This window comes from Yersinia sp. IP36721 (assembly GCF_003634395.1).
Lineage (GTDB): Bacteria > Pseudomonadota > Gammaproteobacteria > Enterobacterales > Enterobacteriaceae > Yersinia > Yersinia entomophaga.
The window spans coordinates 105,359-123,379 of record NZ_QCZL01000002.1 but is presented as its reverse complement, the minus strand read 5'-3'; the positions used below and the strand labels follow the sequence as shown (position 1 = coordinate 123,379).

Below are 18,021 nucleotides of genomic sequence, written 5' to 3'. Positions count from 1 at the left end.
TCATCGGCCATCCCGTTACTTGGATGGCCGAACGATCAGATGCGGGGGAGTGAAAACTGGATTAATCTACGGAAATCAAATACTGATATACCACGTCGATATCACGCATTTTCGCTTCCGAATGACAGTGCTCTACTTCAATCACTTCCATCTCAATGCTGCCCTTCACTTCCTCTCGAATCTTCGGCAAAACCTCATTGAACAAATAAGAAGAAAACTTCACGCATTCCTTCGCACTACCCTGATGAGAAATAGACAGAAATTCCCCCCCTGGGATGGTGAAACTGTTGGTTTCGCTATTACCTTGCAACTCATGGCGCTGATCTTTATCTACCGCCGTTGAGTAATAGAAGCTGCTTTGATCTCGCTCGTCAGGATCGACTGAGAAAACCGCATAAATCCGCTGGCTGGTGAAATTCATCTCCTTAAAGAAATCGAGCAGAATCTCATCCTTCATTGCCATGCAGGACGCATGCTGTCCGCTGCATAGATTACGTTCATCAAAGTTCAGACGGCGAGTAATACCGACCAGCTCTTTGGCTTCCAGCGTCAGAGGTTTAATCTCCGGCGTATAGTTCTCATAGAAACTAAAGCGCGGGATCATGCCCTCTACGTTCCATTTATCCTGTAGACGGAAATGGTTGGGCGTGGTGCCAAAACGTTTCTTAAACGTACGGGTAAAAGTTTGCTGCGAGTCAAAGCCCAACGCATCGGAAATTTCGATGATAGGACGGCGAGAAATACGCAGCGCCACCGCCGCGCGAGTCAAAACCCGACCACGGATATAAGACGCCAGTTGCAGGCCGACAATACTTTTAAACTTCCGTTGTAGGTGCCATTTTGAATAACCCGAGATTTTGGCAACATCATCCAACGTCGGTCTTTTCTCTAAATTAATTTCGATCCATTCAATAAGTTCTTCAATAAACAATACGTCTTCGTTCATCATTACTGAGATCTTCAAATATATAATTACACTGCATACTACATTAATCTGACCTGAAACCAATGGTTTTTTAGCCAAGGCTAAAATCAACAAATAATACGTATAAATACAGGGTGTTAGTTGATTTACATTAATATACAAGCCTTGCTTTTTTGATGCGACTTTCATTACTTTTAAGTAACAAACCGGTAGCCACATAAATAAAAGTGCATTTTTACCGAACGCGTTGTCACTAATTAGTGCAGAAATGCAAGAGAAATGTACACTGCGAATAATCACCTTCCGATTAGCATCGTTTAATCATTTCTCCTTTATCGGGATAATACCCTTATAATTAAGACGTATTACCCTTGCCGTGATTAGGGTAGAATGCGCCAGCCCAATATATCCCTAATGGCCAAGTGTGTTTCCCCGGCAAGTACCCCGCCCGGCGGCGCACAACAACGTTAAGAACCTTGATTACCGATACGAACCTATGGTTGTAACTTCATGAAATTCAGGCCAGTGCAACACACCCTCACCAAAGGGTTACAAATAGCCAGTTCCCCTTTCACTCATAATCAGCGCAGCACCCGCAGCATTATGGTGCTGGTGATGCTGGCCTGTCTTCCCGGCATCGCCGCTCAGACCTATTTCTTCGGTTTTGGTAGCCTGATTCAGATGGTGCTGGCCATGATAACCGCAGTGCTGACCGAAAGTGCAGTGCTGGCTTTACGTAAACAGCCGATTAAAACGCGGCTGGCCGACAATTCTGCGCTACTTACCGGTTTGCTACTGGGAATTAGCCTGCCGCCGCTGGCTCCGTGGTGGATGATCGTGTTGGGCACCTTTTTTGCGATCGTCATTGCCAAGCAATTGTATGGCGGTTTAGGGCAAAATCCTTTCAATCCGGCGATGGTGGGTTATGTGGTGTTGCTGATCTCTTTCCCGGTGCAAATGACCAGCTGGATGCCCCCGATCAGCCTGCAAGCCAATAGCATTGGTTTTTACGACAGTCTGTTGACCATTTTTACCGGCCACACCTCTCAAGGCGCGAGCATTCGTGATTTACAGCTAGGCTATGACGGCGTCAGCCAGGCGACGCCGTTGGACAGCTTCAAAACCTCGCTGCGCAGCCTGCCGGCGAGAGAAATTCTACAGCAACCGCTATTTGGCGGCGTTCTGGCCGGTTTAGGCTGGCAGTGGATTAACCTTGGCTTTTTAGGCGGCGGCCTGTTCTTACTGTGGCGAAAAGTCATTCACTGGCATATTCCGTTCAGTTTTCTGCTGTCTTTGAGCGTCTGCGCCGGATTAAGCTGGCTGCTGGCACCGGAAAGCTTCGGTTCACCATTGCTGCATTTGTTCTCTGGCGCGACCATGCTGGGGGCCTTCTTTATTGCGACCGATCCGGTTAGCGCCTCCACGACACCGCGTGGTCGCCTGATTTTTGGCGCACTGATCGGGTTGCTGGTCTGGTTAATTCGCGTTTACGGCGGCTATCCGGACGGCGTCGCCTTTGCCGTGCTACTGGCGAATATCACCGTGCCGTTGATCGATCATTACACCCAGCCACGCGTTTACGGCCACAAGTAAGGAGAGTGCCATGCTAGCTACCATGAAACGTCACGGCGTGACGCTGGCCGTCTTTGCCGCGCTGGCCACCGGCCTGACCGCCGTAGTGAACAGCCTGACACAAAATACCATTGCTCATCAGGCAGCCTTGCAGCAGAAGGCATTGTTAGATCAAGTGGTTCCCGCAGAGTTATACGATAACGATATGCAGGGTGAGTGTTACGTTGTCACAGATCCAGCTTTAGGCAACACCGCGCCACATCGCCTGTATCTGGCGCGTAAAGACGGCAAGCCCGTTGCCGCCGCCATAGAGAGTACCGCGCCAGATGGCTATTCCGGTGCTATTCAGCTGTTGGTTGGCGCAGATTTTCAAGGTAAAGTCCTCGGCAGCCGGGTGATGGAACATCACGAAACGCCTGGGTTGGGAGATAAAATTGATATTCGCATTTCTGACTGGATTACCCGTTTCAGTAATCAACAGGTTGAAGGCAAAGACGATAAGCGCTGGGCAGTCATTAAAGACGGCGGTACTTTCGATCAATTTACCGGTGCCACCATCACCCCAAGGGCGGTAGTTCGCGCCGTTAAAAATACCGCGCTGTTTATGGAAACCCTGCCAGCCAGGCTGTCTACCCTGCCAACTTGCGGAGTTGAACAATGAGTGAAGCTAAGAATTTGATGGTGCAAGGGTTGTGGAAGAATAACTCTGCGCTGGTGCAATTGCTGGGGCTGTGCCCTTTGCTGGCGGTCTCCTCCACCGCGACTAACGCCCTTGGGCTGGGGCTGGCGACGACGTTGGTGCTGGTCTGTACCAATACGGCCGTTTCAGCCCTACGCCGTTGGGTGCCAAACGAGATTCGCATCCCTATTTACGTGATGATTATCGCCTCGGTAGTGAGCACGGTTCAAATGCTGATTAATGCTTATGCCTTTGGTTTATATCAGTCTTTAGGGATCTTTATTCCGCTTATCGTGACCAACTGTATCGTGATTGGCCGCGCCGAAGCTTATGCTGCCAAAAATCCAATCGGGCTCTCGGCGCTGGACGGGCTGGCAATGGGGTTAGGCGCAACCGGCGCTCTGTTTGTTCTCGGTTCGCTGCGGGAAATTCTGGGCAACGGCACCCTATTCGACGGCGCAGATCTGCTGCTGGGCAACTGGGCTAAGGTGCTGCGGGTTCAAATCGTGCATCTGGATAGTCCGTTTCTTCTGGCCATGCTGCCGCCCGGCGCTTTTATCGGCCTCGGATTATTACTGGCAGTAAAATATGTGATTGATGAAAAAATGAAAGCCCGTAAAGCCCGGCGAGTCGCCGCTGAGGCGGTGCCCAAAGGAATGGTTGAGAAAGCCTGATGAATAAACAGAAACGCATCGAGATTTTGACTCGCCTGCGCGAGAACAATCCGCACCCAACCACCGAATTGATGTTTACCAGCCCGTTTGAGCTACTCATTGCGGTGTTGCTATCGGCACAGGCAACTGATGTCAGCGTCAATAAAGCTACCGCCAAGCTGTATCCGGTGGCGAATACGCCGCAGGCCATACTGGATTTGGGCGTGGACGGTTTGAAGTCCTATATCAAAACCATTGGGCTGTTTAATACCAAAGCGGAAAATGTGATTAAAACCTGCTGCATTCTGCTGGAAAAACATCAGGGGGAAGTACCGGAGGATCGGGCGGCACTGGAAGCACTGCCGGGGGTGGGCCGCAAAACGGCCAACGTGGTACTGAACACCGCTTTTGGTTGGCCGACTATCGCCGTCGATACCCATATTTTCCGGGTCTGTAACCGCACCCACTTTGCCCCTGGTAAGAATGTCGATCAGGTTGAAGAAAAGTTGCTGAAAGTCGTGCCCGCCGAGTTCAAGCAGGACTGTCACCACTGGTTGATTTTACACGGCAGATACACCTGTATTGCCCGTAAACCTCGCTGTGGTTCCTGCATTATTGAAGATTTATGCGAATTTAAAGATAAGGTTTACCCGGAAAACTGATGATGTTCGCCCTGCTATCCCGCAAAGCCGCGCTTCACAGCCTAGCCTCATCCCAAATCAACGCTATTTTACCGCGATAAATATCCTCTATGCCGCGATTGCGGCATTCGATTAGACGCCCTCCCGCCGCCGCACTAGACTTGTGACAAATTATTCTCAAGTATTTAAATAATAATTTACTTATTCGAAACAACATCTGCGGCCATTAATCATGAAATTCAAACCATCGATCAAACCTTATACTGCCGCAGCCGGTGGTTGGGGTTCCCTGGAAGCTACGACCCGTTTTGTGCTGGACAGCAAACGTGCGCTTGCCAATATCCGTAATCTGCTGCGGGTCAATCAGGTCAAAGGTTTTGACTGTCCCGGCTGTGCCTGGGGTGATGATAATCACAGCACCTTCAGTTTTTGCGAGAACGGTGCCAAAGCCGTCAGTTGGGAGGCTACGCGCAAAGCCGTCGATCCAGAATTCTTCGCCACGCATACCGTGACAACGCTTAGCCAGCAAAGCGATTACTTTCTGGAATACCAAGGCCGTATTACCCACCCAATGCGCTACGATGCCAGCAGCGACCGCTATCGCCCGGTAAGCTGGGAAGAAGCGTTGGGGTTGATTGCCCATCACATCGGCGCGATGAATAATCCGAATCAGTTAGAGTTGTATACCTCCGGTCGCGCCAGTAACGAAGCGTCCTATTTATACCAACTGTTTGGCCGAATGCTGGGTACGAATAATTTTCCTGATTGTTCGAATATGTGCCATGAAGCCAGCGGCACCGGGCTAAGCCAAAGTATCGGCGTGGGTAAAGGCACCATTCGTATGGAAGATTTTGAACGGGCGGACGCCATTTTTGTCTTTGGCCAAAATCCCGGCACCAATCATCCGCGAATGTTGCACAGCCTGCGTCACGCCAAGGATCGCGGCGCGCGCATTGTCAGTTTTAATACGCTGCGGGAACGCGGTCTGGAGCGTTTTGCCGACCCGCAGAACCCGATTGAGCTGCTTACGCCGAAGTCTTCTCCGATCAGCTCATCCTATTATCAGCCGAATTTAGGCGGTGATATGGCGGCGGTGCGCGGTATGGTGAAAGCCCTGCTGGAAACGCATCGCGAACAGATCTCTATGGGGTTAGACGGCATTTTCGATCAGACGTTTATCGATCTGCATACGCGAGGCTCTTCCGCCTACTTTGCCGCCGTCGACCGCACCTCCTGGCAGAAAATCACCCAACAATCAGGCTTGAGCGAAGAGCAGCTGCGCCACGCTGCACGGGTTTACCAGCATGCCGAACGGGTTATTTTCACTTGGGCAATGGGCATTACTCAGCACAAGCACTCCGTGGCCACGGTGCGGGAAATGACCAACATGCAGTTGCTGTTCGGTCAGCTCGGTAAACCGGGAGCGGGCCTGTGTCCGGTACGTGGTCACAGCAACGTACAGGGCAACCGAACCATGGGTATCGACGAAAAACCGTCCGCCGCTATGTTGGATCGACTGGCCGCACACTTTGATTTCACTCCGCCGAGAGAAGCCGGTCACAATACCGTGGAAGCGCTGGAAGCCATGCTGCGTGGTGAAGTGAAAGTTTTGATAGCCCTGGGTGGGAATCTGGCCGCCGCCGCACCGGATTCCCAACGGACCGCTCAGGCGCTGCGCTGCTGTGATTTAACCGTGCATATCAGCACCAAGCTGAATCGCAGCCATTTGGTGACCGGTGCCGACGCCTTAATTCTGCCGACGTTGGGGCGTACCGAACGAGATATGCAAGCCACCGGCTCGCAATACATCACCGTAGAGGACTCCTTTAGCATGGTGCACGCTTCTGAAGGCGTGGGTAAACCGCTGTCCGATAGCCAACGTTCGGAGACCGCCATTGTCTGTGCCATCGCCGATGCAGTGCTGGGCTGCGATAAACTGAACTGGCTAGCGTTAGCGGACGATTATCACTTGATTCGCGACCATATCGCCGCCACAGTGCCGGGTTTTAGCGATTTTAACGCCCGTTGCGAGCAGCCGGGCGGTTTCTATCTCGGCAGTACCGCCGCCGAATTGAAATTCGCCACTGCCAGCGGAAAAGCCGAGTTCAGCGACGCGCCTTTACCAAACAGTCTGTTCCCGCAGATTGGCAATACCAACGCGCCTTTCGTGCTACAAACCCTTCGTTCTCACGATCAATACAACACCACCATTTACGGATTGGACGATCGCTATCGGGGCGTTTATGGGCAGCGGGAAGTCCTGTTTATCAACCCGCAGGATTTGGCGGATTTAGGTTTGGCGGATGGTAATCAGGTAGAAATTGAAACGCTGTGGAATGACGGTATTACCCGTAAGGTTAACGGTTTTAAACTGGTCAGTTATGACATTCCCCGTGGCAATCTGGCGGCCTATTATCCGGAAACCAATCCATTAGTCCCGCTATCAAGTTTTGGCGATCAAACCCATACGCCAACGTCCAAATCTATTCCGGTGGTGATACGTCCGTGGCAAGAGCCACGCTCGCAACGTATTGCCTGAGTTAGAAATATTTCTCTTATGCAGGGCATTCATTATGCCCTGAATTATTTAAGGGATTTGTGCATCAGAGTGATATGACGCTTGCCCGACGCGGCTGATTCGCGTAAAACTGTCAGCCGCGAATCACTCGACTCACTACACCATTCACTGGACGATATGTTTCAAGATAACCCGCTGCTGGCGCAGCTTAAACAGCAACTTCACACTCAGACCCCACGCGTTGAAGGCGTGGTAAAAGGGACTGAGAAAGGCTTTGGCTTTCTTGAGGTAGATGGGCAGAAAAGTTACTTTATCCCACCGCCGTATATGAAGAAGGTCATGCACGGCGACCGTATAGTCGCCACTCTTCATACCGAAAAAGATCGTGAAATTGCTGAGCCAGAGTCTCTGGTCGAGCCTTTTCTGTCTCGCTTTGTCGGTAAAGTGCAGAGAAAAGATGACCGCCTGTCGATTATTCCAGACCATCCTTTGCTGCGGGATGCTATCCCTTGTCGTCCGGTACGCGAGTTAACCCACGATTTCCAAAACGGTGATTGGGCCGTAGCCGAAATGCGCCGCCATCCGCTAAAAGGCGATCGCGCTTTCAACGCTGATTTAACCGCCTTTATCACTCATGCCGACGATCATTTCGTTCCGTGGTGGGTCACCCTCTCCCGTCATAATCTGGAGCGCGAAGCGCCAACCATGGTGGCCGCAGAACTAAAGCAGGACGGTTTGGAGCGTGAAGACTTAACTGCACTGAACTTCGTTACTATCGACAGCGCCAGCACCGAAGATATGGACGATGCGCTGCATGTGGCAGACAAAGGCGACGGCAATCTGTTGCTGACTATCGCCATTGCCGATCCGACCTCCTACGTGGACGAAAACAGCGAGCTGGATCTGATTGCGCGTAAACGTGCTTTCACCAACTACCTACCGGGCTTCAACATCCCGATGCTGCCGCGAGATCTGTCCGATAACCTGTGTTCTTTGCGTCCGAATGAGCGCCGTCCGGTACTGGTTTGTCGGGTTACCATCGCCGAAGACGGTACGCTGGGCGATGATATTTCATTTTCTGTCGCCTGGGTCGAGTCTAAAGCCAAGCTGGTTTACGATGAAGTGTCTGACTGGCTGGAAAATCAAGGTGACTGGCAGCCGCAGAACGCCGAAATCGCTGAGCAAATCAAGCTGCTGCAACGCGTATGTAACGCGCGTAACGCCTGGCGTCAGAAGAATGCGCTGGTGTTTAAAGATCGTCCAGACTACCGCTTCCTGTTGGGTGAGAAAGGCGAAGTGCTGGATATCATCGTTGAGCAACGCCGCATTGCCAACCGCATTGTGGAAGAATGCATGATTACCGCCAACGTCTGTGCTGCCATTGTGCTGCGCGAGCGTCTGGGCTTTGGAATCTATAACGTTCACACCGGTTTTGACCCGGCCCTAGTCGAGCAGGCAGCGGCAGTGCTGAAAACCAACGAAGTGGAAGCCGATCCTCAAGCTCTACTGACGTTACCGGGCTTCTGCGAACTGCGTCGCCATCTTGATTCGTTGCCAACCCAGTTCCTCGATAGCCGTATTCGTCGTTTCCAGACCTTTGCGGAAATCAGCATCGAGCCAGGCCCGCACTTTGGCTTAGGTTTAGAGGCTTACGCCACTTGGACATCGCCAATTCGTAAATACGGCGATATGGTTAACCATCGGCTGCTGAAAGCGGTGATTACCGGTCAACAGGCCGAAAAACCGCAGGAAGAGATTACCGTTCAACTGGCCGAACGCCGCCGCCTGAACCGTATGGCCGAGCGCGATGTAGGTGACTGGCTGTACGCCCGTTATTTACAGCCAAGCGCGGGTACCGATACCCGTTTCCCAGCGGAAATTATCGATGTGACTCGCGGTGGTTTACGCATTCGTTTACTGGATAACGGCGCGGTCGCCTTTATTCCTGCGCCATTTATTCACGCGGTGCGTGATGAGATGGTGTGCAGTCAGGAAACCGGCACCGTACAAATCAACGGTGAAGTGGTTTACCGTCAGAGCGATAAAATCGAGGTTGTCATCGCGGAAGTCCGTATGGAAACCCGGAATGTGATCGCCCGCCCAGCCGCCTGAAACTAGGTGTTGTTCGTTAAAAACCGTGTGGATAGCCAACTATCCCGCGGTTTTTTTTTATTCTTTTTGCCTATTCCCCCACTGACTTCCCCAGTCAAAAAAACCTGTCAGCTCGCAATTTGTCAGCAAATGCAAACAATATTGACATTAAAATAATTCGTTCATCACAGATTTCGCTCTATGGGCTTTTCTTCCACGTTGAAGATCATATGTTAACGAGTCGTTAATCAAATAGACCTACACCCTCACACTCTGCCCCTACCAACAAAGGAGTTGTTGTTCATGAAAAACGTCAAGACCGCCGTTATCTGGCTGATTGTGGCGTTAATCGGTGCTTTTGCCTTTGCCATGCTGGCACTCAGCCGCGGCGAACACGTAAATGCTATCTGGTTAGTTATCGCCGCGGTAGCCTGCTACAGCATCGCTTACCGTTTCTACAGCCTGTTTATCGCCAAGAATATCTTTGAGTTGGATGATCGCCGCCTGACGCCCGCCGAACGGCGCAATGACGGTCTGGACTACGTTCCGACCAACAAATGGGTGCTGTTCGGCCACCACTTTGCCGCCATCGCCGGTGCAGGCCCGCTGGTCGGGCCAATTCTGGCCGCACAAATGGGCTTTTTGCCGGGCACTATCTGGATCTTGGTCGGCGTCATGATGGCCGGGGCAGTGCAAGACTTCCTGATTCTGTTTATTTCAACCCGCCGAGATGGTCGCTCGTTGGGTGAAATGGCGAAGCAAGAGCTGGGGGCATTCGCCGGGGTGATTACCATGCTTGGCGCATTGGGGGTCATGATTATTATCCTGTCCGCCCTAGCGTTGGTGGTGGTCAAAGCGCTGGCAGATAGCCCGTGGGGGTTATTCACTATCGCCGCCACCATTCCTATCGCGCTGTTTATGGGCGTGTATATGCGCTACCTGCGTCCGGGGAAAATTGCTGAGGTTTCCCTGCTCGGTTTCGTGCTGATGATGGCCGCCATTATTTACGGTGGAAATATTGCCCTTCACCCTTATTGGGGACCGTTCTTCACGTTACACGGCACTACCCTGACCTGGGTATTGGTGATCTACGGTTTTGTTGCCTCAGTGCTGCCGGTCTGGCTGTTACTGGCTCCTCGTGATTATCTGTCTACCTTCCTGAAAATCGGCGTCATCATTGGTTTGGCTATCGGAATTGTCTTCGCTATGCCGGAAATGAAGATGCCTGCGGTATCCCGGTTTATTGACGGCAGTGGCCCGGTGTTCTCCGGCAGCCTGTTCCCGTTCCTGTTTATCACCATTGCCTGCGGAGCTATCTCTGGCTTCCACGCCCTGGTTTCCAGCGGCACCACGCCTAAATTGGTAGAGCGGGAAAGCCACATTCGCTTTATTGGCTACGGCGCGATGCTGATGGAATCTTTCGTCGCTATCATGGCTTTGATTTGCGCCTCGGTGATCGATCCCGGCGTTTACTTCGCCATGAACTCACCGGCAGCGCTGATCGGGACTACCGTGGAAAGCGCCTCGGCGGCGATCAATAGTTGGGGATTTGTGGTGACGCCGGAAGTGTTAACCATGATTGCCAAAGACGTGGGCGAAAACTCCATTCTGTCGCGAGCCGGTGGCGCGCCGACCTTCGCCGTGGGTATGGCTCATATCATTAGTGAAGTCTTTAATAGCCGCAATATGATGGCGTTCTGGTATCACTTTGCCATACTGTTTGAAGCCATGTTTATTTTAACCGCAGTGGATGCAGGAACCCGCGCCTGTCGCTTTATGGTGCAGGATTTGGTCGGCGTAGCGGTACCAAGTCTGGCCAATAACCGTTCCTGGTTCGGTAATCTGGCGGGAACCTCCGTCGCCGTCGCTTGCTGGGGCTTTTTCGTCTACCAAGGGGTGGTTGACCCATTGGGCGGGATTAATACTCTTTGGCCACTGTTCGGCATTGGTAACCAGATGCTGGCGTCGATGGCGCTGATTCTGGGCACCGTGGTGCTGTTCAAAATGAAGAAACAGCGCTATGTCTGGGTGACGATTGTTCCCACTATCTGGTTGTTTATTACCTCGATGACCGCCGGTTGGCAGAAGATTTTCCATGAAAAACCGAGCATTGGTTTCCTGGCGCAGGCAAAGAAATTCTCAACAGGCGTAGAACAAGGGGTACTGATTGCTCCGGCCAAAAGCTTTAAAGACATGGAAACTATCGTGTTTAATAACCAGATTAACGCCGCCCTCTGCGCTTTCTTTATGTTAGTGGCGGTAACTATGCTGATTTCAGCATTCTTCGTGGTGCGTCGGGCGCTGAAATCCAGTCAACCCACCGCTCATGAGAGCGAAATTGTATTACGCGAGGAGGTCGCTCGTGGTTAATTCAAGTTTAATTTTCCAGCATAAATCTGCCGCTGCGCGATCTGGGCTGCATATCCTGCGCTGTGTTCCTTTAGCTCCGTTGATGCCCCAGCCGAAAAGTCTGTGGGGAAAAATGAGGCTGATCGCCAAGCGAACTGCTCAGAGTTTTCGTTTGATGGTTGGCGTGCAGGATTACGGTAATTATCTGCAGCATATGCGGCGTCATCATCCGGAAAAAATGCCGATGACCGAACGGGAATTCCACCGTTATTGTCTGGATGCGCGTTTCCCTAGTCAGGGGGGAAAGTTAGGGAAATGCCCGTGTTAGCAGAGATTCCAGCCTGATATTCCGCCTAGACAGGCAAAGAATCAAGTGACGACGTAACGCCTCATCCGCAACGATGAGGCGTTTTTATTGGGTGAAAAACCAAAATCAGCGCAGTGTCTAATTCACAGGACAGTTAACTCAGCATCGGCGACCCAAATGCGCCCTGCCAGTCGTGTTCAAACTGCTCGACCGCAGCCTGTACCGCCGGCGTTGAGATCAACTGTTCGGCGACGTCTACCGGCAGAGTAACCGACTGACAGCCCGCCAGCAGGCAATCCAAAACCTGCCTCGGCGTGCGGAAACTGGCCGCCAGCACTTTGGCCTGCGGCGCGTGTAAATTCAGTAGTTGCTGCAACTCACGCACCATCGCCACGCCATCCTGACCTTGCGCATCTAACCGGTTGACATAAGGCGCTACATACTCTGCCCCCGCCAGCACCGCCAGCAATCCCTGACCTGCACCGTACACGGCAGTACCCAAGGTTGGAATCGACATAGTTTTCAACTTCTTAATTGCCGCCAGCCCCTCGCTGGTCACCGGAATTTTCACTACCAACCCCGGTACGCGTTGAGACAATAACATCGCCTCCGCCACCATTCTCTCGCTATCACGGGCAATCACCTGAGCAAACAGCTTGCCGGTTCCTCCCAGAGCATCTCGCAGAGCAGGCAGCACTTCCCAGATCGGTTTTCCCTCTTTCGCCAGAATACTCGGGTTAGTGGTCACACCCTGTAAAGGCAAGATACGCGCCAACCGTTTTACCGCAGTCACGTCCGCCGTATCGAGATAAAGCTCCATGGGGGTCTCCTGATTCAATAAATGTGAGTGCCAAGATCATATGACTAATCATAAACTAATCGAGGGTATTATAGGGTGATCGCTATCATAGCTGTTTAACCGCCGAGCTGGCAGCGGGCCAAAATGGATGTTTCTTATGATTCCATTCGGGTATTGCGCAGCCCGACGGCCAGACCTTCCGCCAGATGACGACCTCTGTCAGGTATCATTCAGTTTTACAGCCTTATCGAGGCAAAATCCCTGTGCTATTCTGGATTAATTGCCATACGTCAGGCCATTACTACGCCGCGCCATTTTTCGCCGCATAGCGCGACTTTTGCCCATTTGTGCAACAATTTAATACGCAGACAGGCTCATCCCATCGGCGTAAATAGTGGAGATTAAGATGGCGGAAATCGTATTTAACCGTGAACAGACCCGTCTCATGGCGCAGAAAATCCAGCGCTATCTGGAGCGCGAACATCAGTTCAAATTAGGCGATTTTGACGCCGAATTTTTATTGGATTTTTTTACCCAGGAACTCGGCGCTCATTATTATAATCAAGGTATTGCCGATGCTATTGCACAAGTAGAAGCCAAAATGGAAAATATGGTGGATACCCTGCTGTGGCTAGAGAAACCCGTCCATAATTAATCAGAAAGGCCAACCAATCAGGATTGCTCGTAACAAACGGTGACTTCAGGTTTCAGCAAATGCGGATAACCTTGGGCCTACATACATAATGGGCAATCAGGAAGTCACCATCGATTGGAGAGCATGAGCTATCGTTCTTATTGATTAATCGTGCGATTTTACGTACTTCCTCGCTTTTACCTGTCGATAGGTGTCAAATTAAGACTATTTACCTATTAAATGTTTATTAGTGATTTATACTATTTTCTACGGGTTATTTTCCGTCAAATTATCATTAATCTGGCATTTAAGTCAGATTAACGTTTTATATACCGCTACTTTAAAAAATGACCCACCAGCTAAAGTTGGAGTACTGCCTATACTTATTGAGGTAACTCCAGCGGGATAATGTCCGGCAGCCCAGGTGTTAATGGACAATATTCCAGGCCAACGTCAGGAGAATTTATGATGATTATGACTAAACGATTTGCTACCGCCGCACTGGCTATTACTTTAGCGTTATCCCTGAGCGCCTGCTCCAATATGTCCAAGCGCGATCGTAATACCGCTATAGGTGCCGGTGCCGGCGCCGTGGGCGGTGCCGTACTGACTGGCAGCACACTGGGTACGTTAGGTGGTGCAGCTATTGGTGGGGTTATCGGGCATCAGGTGGGTAAATAATAAGGCTATTTATTCCCCTTATTGATTGATCCACTGAAATATCTTTCGCTGCGGCGGTGATTGAAACCGCAGCGAAAGTTGTTGCTTAAATAACGTTGCTATCAGTCCTGCTGCATACCAAGCGATTATTTCAGATGATAAAAGACTGATGGGCGGAATAAATGAGAGATGTCAGAAAATAGTCGACCCCTAACAGGTATTATCCTGATATCAACCTCCGGCCAGCTTGACCTTCATTCCTTTAGCTTCCAATAACTGCTTCAATAGCTCCCGCTTATCACCCTGAATTTCGATAACGCCATCTTTTAATGAACCACCGCAGCCGCATTTTTTCTTTAATTCCGCCGCCAGTTTCTCTAGCATTTCATCACTGCCATCAACGCCGGTAATCAGGCATACGCCTTTACCTTTACGCCCGCTGGTTTGTCGTTGGATACGGACTATGCCGTCGCCCTTTGGACGCTCAGCCTTCACCACGGGTTCGTCAATGCGCCCGGTTTCCGTTGAATACACCAATCGGCTATTATCGTTAACCATTAAGCCCCCTTCACCAAAGATGCCCGAATATCTCGCAGCGTTTGCGCCGGATTTTCTGATTGCGTAATCGGACGCCCGATCACCATATAATCTACACCGGCCGCCAGCGCCTGGTGTGGCGTCATAATCCGGCGCTGATCCCCTGCCTCACTGCCTACGGGACGAATACCCGGTGTCACCAACTTAAAGTCACTGCCGCAGCTCTGTTTTAAACGTACCGCTTCCTGCGCAGAACAGACCACGCCATCCAGGCCACAGTTTTTAGTCAGTTTAGCCAGACGCTCGGCGTGGTCGGCCGGATCGGCGTCAATACCGATGCCGAGTAAGTCTTCTTTTTCCATACTGGTCAGCACGGTCACGGCTATCAACAGCGGAGCCTGTGCGCCATAAGGCAACAATGCTTCTTTTGCCGCCGTCATCATACGCGCGCCGCCGCTGGCGTGGACATTCACCATCCAGACGCCCATTTCCGCAGCGGCAGCCAAGGCTTTAGCGGTAGTATTTGGAATATCGTGAAACTTCAGATCGAGAAAAACCTCGAACCCACGCTGATGCAGATCACGTACCAACTTTGGGCCAAACAGGGTAAACATTTCTTTGCCGATTTTTAGCCGGCAATCGCGCGGGTCAACACGATCGGCAAACGCCAGAGCTGCGTTTTTATCGGCATAGTCCAATGCGACCACAATCGGGGAAGATCCTGAGTCATTATTATTGGTTTTAGTATCCGACGTCATGTTTCTACCCTCTGTAATATATGCAAATAATCAAGGCTGCCTTTCGCGACTAACGGCGTGCTATCTATAACAGCCACTCAAAAATATTAACCGCCGGCATTCTACATGGCGTCGAGGGGAAATTACAGATTTCCGTCCCTGTTATCTCTCTAAGGATGACAGGGATAACCACGGCCATGACTGCGGCAAGGCGCCAGAGGTGCGAAATGTATAAATCATTGCGGAAAGGTCAATTTGGGTCAGTCTTGTTCGGTAGTTAATAACCGGTAGAAAGTAAAACAGTTTCAAGAAAGGTAAATTATCAATCAAATAAATTGAATGAGATTATCAGGAGTTTGAGATTTTCATTAATTTCAGATGCTATATCATTCAGTCCATCGGAAGACATCGCCTTCCACTTAATCATAATGGACTGGAGTTTCACATGAAAAACATCAAATATATCGCCTCTGCCTTAGTTCTTTCCCTAGCATCTTTCACCAGCATGGCTTCAACCAGCGTGAACACCCAACAGTCAGCAAGTTTGAATAAAAATGGCGTAATCTCTGTCAGCAACGCCGGTACTCTGACCGAACTGGAAAACGCGCTGGCTCAAAAAGCACAGGCCGCAGGGGCAAAATCTTTCCAGATCACCTCTGCCAGCGGCAATAATAAGCTGCACGGCACCGCCGTTATTTATCAATAATTAGCGGTTTCGCACCCCATTACGAAATAAGTAATTTCATGTAGCTATGACAAGAAGAGCGCCGATGCGCTCTTTTTTGCATTTGACATATGAATTTTTTGTGAATTTTATGTTATCAACTAGACAGCGCGCTAAACCTCACATAGCTTGGTACTTTCCCCTGCTTAAAGGTGACATGATGAGCGAAGTATCGACCTTAACCATTAAAATCCCTCTGGAATTAAAAGAAAAGATTAAAGCCGCTGCGCTGGAAAAACAGTTTTCGCTCAGCTCCGAAGTCTGTGAACGACTGGAGCAGAGTTTCAATCCGGCAGCCAAAAATGCCAAAGCTGGCCGAAAGGACGGGAAAACGCATCACAGCGAGATTGATAACCAGGGAATTGAAGAGATTTCCGAACAGCCGCTGAGTCAGAAAGAGTTGAAGAAACTGCGTCAGTTGCTCAAAGATGGCGTTAAACCGGCGCAAAAGAAGAAATAGAAAATGACATGATTAGGGTGAGAAAAGTTCTCACCCTGCTGTTTGCTGCCCACCAGCCATCGCCGGTAAACAATCTTCAGCGATTATTGCCCATCCAGCCCACGAATCGGTTTGACCGACGCCCAGGCGCGGCAAGATGGACAGTGCCAATAGAGCGAATGTGCGGTAAAACCGCATTTATGGCAGCGATAGCGCGGTTTTGTTCTGATCTGCTCGCCCACCATATCCCGCAGCAGTAGCAAACTTTCTTTGGCTCGCCCTTCTTCCGCATCAGCCAAATGGTAATCCATTAAACGATAGAATACCCGCATGGTTGGATGGCGTTGTAGCTGGCGGTTAATATATACCTGTGCCACATCGCGCCCGTCTTGCTGTTCCAGAATTTCTGCCAGCATCAGCTCAGCGGTGGCGCCGGTATTGTCTTCTACGCAACGCTTCAGGAAATCAGACCACGCCTGCGGTTGCTGTAAATGCTGGTAGCAATCGTGCAGCATCGGTAGCGCCTCGCTGACCACTTCTTTATCCTGTTCCAGCACTTGCTGTAAAGCTTCCGCGGCTTTGGCAAAATCGCCGCGCGCCATATGAACGCGCCCAAGCATTATTGACACTCTGGCGCAGTCTTTATCGGCGCTGGCAGCCTTTTTGAGCAACCCCATCGCCTTATCCAGATCGTCGCTTCCCATGGCTTGCAACGACAGTTCGCAATAGAAATGCGCAATTTCGCTACGCTGCTTATCTTTGCCCAACTTCACCAGTTTTTCTGCGACTTCAATGGCTTTGATCCAATCGCTGGTGGCCTGATGGATAACCAGAAGTTGCTGTAAGGCTCCAACGCGAAAGTCAGCTTCTTCAATCAGTTGGGTAAACATGTCTTCGGCGCGGTCATACAGCCCGGCGGCCATATAGTCGCGGCCTAATTGCTGAATGGCCAGCAGGCGTTGTTCAAAGGTCAGTGATGCACTTTCCATCAAAGCCTGATGGATACGAATGGCGCGGTCAACTTCACCACGCGAACGGAAAAGGTTACCTAAAGTAAGATGCGCTTCAACGGTGGAGCTGTCCTCTTTCAACATATCGAGAAAGAGATCGACCGCTTTGTCCTGCTGATTGGATAAAAGGAAATTAACCCCTGCCACGTATTCACGAGACAGGCGGTTGGCATCCTGTTGTTTATCCTGCTGAGCGCTTCTGCGACCCATGTACCAGCCATAGGCGGCAGCCACGGGCAACAGCAGAAACAGCAGTTCTAACATAGAGAATTATTCCTTGCTGACAGCAGGCTGAGTCGCAGAGTGACGATCTTCAGCAGGTTGTTCCAGTTGCAGTTCAAGCCGTTTGATTTTGCGCTCTGCTCGTCCCAGAGAAATGCGGACACGTAGATAAAACAGGCCGCAAATAATCCAACCCAAGATCAACCCAATGGCAAACAATGTTGCTAATAACGTTGATACGCGGTATTCGCCCTGAGCCAATAAGTAGTTAAAGGTAACAACCTGATCGTTATTCGCCCCTAACGTGACTGATATCACGAAAATAACCAGTACTAACAAAAAAATCAGCAAATATTTCACGTTCTTTCCCATAGGCCGGATTACCCGACGAATTATGCCAAAAAAGTGGCGACATGACGTTATAAATTAACACTGACCCTGTGCGCAAATAAACCCTGAAGCGCGATAAAGCACGATCTTGAACGCTATTTTGACTTTTTACCGCTTTCATTTAAAAAATAATG

18 protein-coding genes are annotated in these 18,021 nt (G+C 50.7%); 12 read left to right on the top strand and 6 right to left on the bottom strand.

What is annotated here, in order from left to right:
- Positions 1-61: 61 nt before the first annotated feature.
- The gene (locus tag DBA33_RS02670; protein WP_120805585.1) at positions 62-949 is read right to left on the bottom strand and encodes a helix-turn-helix domain-containing protein; all 888 of its coding nucleotides are present in this window, start codon (positions 947-949) and stop codon (positions 62-64) included.
- 486 nt (positions 950-1,435) lie between these two features.
- On the opposite strand from DBA33_RS02670, the gene rsxD reads away from it, so the two are divergent.
- The 8 genes from rsxD (at position 1,436) to DBA33_RS02630 (ending at position 11,756) form a co-directional block, all read left to right on the top strand.
- Entirely contained in the window at positions 1,436-2,518 is a 1,083-nt protein-coding gene (gene rsxD, locus DBA33_RS02665) for an electron transport complex subunit RsxD (RefSeq protein WP_120805473.1), read from the top strand.
- Positions 2,519-2,528: 10 nt separating this feature from the next.
- Positions 2,529-3,158 carry an electron transport complex subunit RsxG gene (rsxG, locus tag DBA33_RS02660; protein ID WP_064513695.1) on the top strand — a complete coding sequence of 210 codons (630 nt, stop codon included), beginning with the start codon at positions 2,529-2,531 and terminating at the stop codon, positions 3,156-3,158.
- Complete coding sequence (locus tag DBA33_RS02655) at positions 3,155-3,850, top strand: electron transport complex subunit E (RefSeq protein ID WP_064513693.1); 696 nt, start codon at positions 3,155-3,157, stop codon at positions 3,848-3,850. Before rsxG ends, DBA33_RS02655 begins: the two co-directional genes overlap by 4 nt.
- Positions 3,850-4,491, top strand: a complete 642-nt coding sequence (nth, locus tag DBA33_RS02650) for an endonuclease III (RefSeq protein ID WP_064513691.1) — start codon at positions 3,850-3,852, stop codon at positions 4,489-4,491. Before DBA33_RS02655 ends, nth begins: the two co-directional genes overlap by 1 nt.
- A 211-nt stretch (positions 4,492-4,702) precedes the next feature.
- Positions 4,703-7,009 (top strand): FdhF/YdeP family oxidoreductase, encoded by a 2,307-nt coding sequence (locus DBA33_RS02645; RefSeq protein WP_120805472.1) that lies wholly within the window; start codon positions 4,703-4,705, stop codon positions 7,007-7,009.
- A gap of 156 nt (positions 7,010-7,165) precedes the next feature.
- The gene (locus tag DBA33_RS02640; protein ID WP_064513687.1) at positions 7,166-9,100 is read left to right on the top strand and encodes an exoribonuclease II; all 1,935 of its coding nucleotides are present in this window, start codon (positions 7,166-7,168) and stop codon (positions 9,098-9,100) included.
- 282 nt (positions 9,101-9,382) lie between these two features.
- Positions 9,383-11,449 (top strand): carbon starvation CstA family protein, encoded by a 2,067-nt coding sequence (locus DBA33_RS02635; protein ID WP_064513684.1) that lies wholly within the window; start codon positions 9,383-9,385, stop codon positions 11,447-11,449.
- On the top strand, positions 11,442-11,756 hold the full coding sequence (locus DBA33_RS02630; protein ID WP_064513683.1) for a YbdD/YjiX family protein: 315 nt from the start codon (positions 11,442-11,444) through the stop codon (positions 11,754-11,756). Before DBA33_RS02635 ends, DBA33_RS02630 begins: the two co-directional genes overlap by 8 nt.
- Positions 11,757-11,889: 133 nt before the next feature.
- Here the strand turns inward: DBA33_RS02630 and fsa are convergent, their stop codons facing one another.
- A complete protein-coding gene (fsa, locus tag DBA33_RS02625; RefSeq protein ID WP_064513681.1) occupies positions 11,890-12,555 on the bottom strand; it encodes a fructose-6-phosphate aldolase in 666 nt (221 codons plus the stop codon).
- A gap of 385 nt (positions 12,556-12,940) precedes the next feature.
- Between fsa and DBA33_RS02620 the strand changes: the two genes are divergently transcribed.
- Positions 12,941-13,189 carry a DUF2164 domain-containing protein gene (locus DBA33_RS02620; RefSeq protein WP_064513679.1) on the top strand — a complete coding sequence of 83 codons (249 nt, stop codon included), beginning with the start codon at positions 12,941-12,943 and terminating at the stop codon, positions 13,187-13,189.
- A gap of 444 nt (positions 13,190-13,633) precedes the next feature.
- Entirely contained in the window at positions 13,634-13,849 is a 216-nt protein-coding gene (gene osmB, locus DBA33_RS02615) for an osmotically-inducible lipoprotein OsmB (protein WP_064513677.1), read from the top strand.
- Between the two features lie 210 nt (positions 13,850-14,059).
- Here osmB and yciH read toward each other — a convergent pair whose 3' ends face one another.
- Positions 14,060-14,386, bottom strand: a complete 327-nt coding sequence (gene yciH / locus DBA33_RS02610) for a stress response translation initiation inhibitor YciH (protein WP_120805470.1) — start codon at positions 14,384-14,386, stop codon at positions 14,060-14,062.
- On the bottom strand, positions 14,386-15,123 hold the full coding sequence (gene pyrF, locus DBA33_RS02605; RefSeq protein ID WP_064513673.1) for an orotidine-5'-phosphate decarboxylase: 738 nt from the start codon (positions 15,121-15,123) through the stop codon (positions 14,386-14,388). The genes yciH and pyrF overlap by 1 nt, the downstream gene beginning before the upstream one ends.
- Positions 15,124-15,547: 424 nt before the next feature.
- Here pyrF and DBA33_RS02600 point away from each other — a divergent pair, with 424 nt between their 5' ends.
- On the top strand, positions 15,548-15,808 hold the full coding sequence (locus DBA33_RS02600; RefSeq protein ID WP_120805468.1) for a YdgH/BhsA/McbA-like domain containing protein: 261 nt from the start codon (positions 15,548-15,550) through the stop codon (positions 15,806-15,808).
- Positions 15,809-15,986: 178 nt separating this feature from the next.
- The gene (locus DBA33_RS02595) at positions 15,987-16,286 is read left to right on the top strand and encodes an Arc family DNA-binding protein (protein ID WP_064513670.1); all 300 of its coding nucleotides are present in this window, start codon (positions 15,987-15,989) and stop codon (positions 16,284-16,286) included.
- Between the two features lie 83 nt (positions 16,287-16,369).
- Here the strand turns inward: DBA33_RS02595 and lapB are convergent, their stop codons facing one another.
- Together lapB and DBA33_RS02585 are read right to left on the bottom strand one after the other, a co-directional pair.
- Positions 16,370-17,539, bottom strand: a complete 1,170-nt coding sequence (gene lapB, locus DBA33_RS02590; protein WP_064513668.1) for a lipopolysaccharide assembly protein LapB — start codon at positions 17,537-17,539, stop codon at positions 16,370-16,372.
- Positions 17,540-17,545: 6 nt separating this feature from the next.
- Positions 17,546-17,857: a LapA family protein gene (locus DBA33_RS02585; protein ID WP_064518255.1), complete on the bottom strand. Its 312-nt coding sequence runs from the start codon at positions 17,855-17,857 to the stop codon at positions 17,546-17,548.
- Positions 17,858-18,021: the final 164 nt, after the last annotated feature.